The organism is Stenotrophomonas sp. SrG (assembly GCF_050031795.1).
GTDB lineage: Bacteria > Pseudomonadota > Gammaproteobacteria > Xanthomonadales > Xanthomonadaceae > Stenotrophomonas > Stenotrophomonas rhizophila_A.
Genome location: NZ_JBNBBE010001203.1, coordinates 1 through 238, shown reverse-complemented (window position 1 = coordinate 238; position 238 = coordinate 1). Strand labels below are relative to the sequence as shown.

The following is a 238-nucleotide window of genomic DNA, read 5'->3' as shown; positions in this document are numbered from 1 at the left end:
CTCCCCGCCGTCCTCGACGCCGACGACCAGCTCGCGCAGACACACGCCCACCCGACCGAGCTCAGCGAGCCGACGTGGCTCGTCAGCGGCACCCCGCTGATCGGTCGCCGCCGCGCCGGCTGGCGCGGCGCCGAAGCGGGGCATGGGGCCCTCACCGCCATGGCGCTGCTGCTGCGGGCCGGCGTCGGCCGCCAGTTCGTCTTCGAACTGGTGGGCGGGCGCGCGCGCTGAGCCCCCG

Annotated in this window: 1 pseudogene; it reads left to right on the top strand. The window is 77.7% G+C overall.

Annotation, left to right across the window (positions count from 1 at the left end):
* Positions 1-231, top strand: a pseudogene (locus ACQG3P_RS23275) (cytochrome C assembly family protein); the annotation flags it as partial.
* Positions 232-238: the final 7 nt, after the last annotated feature.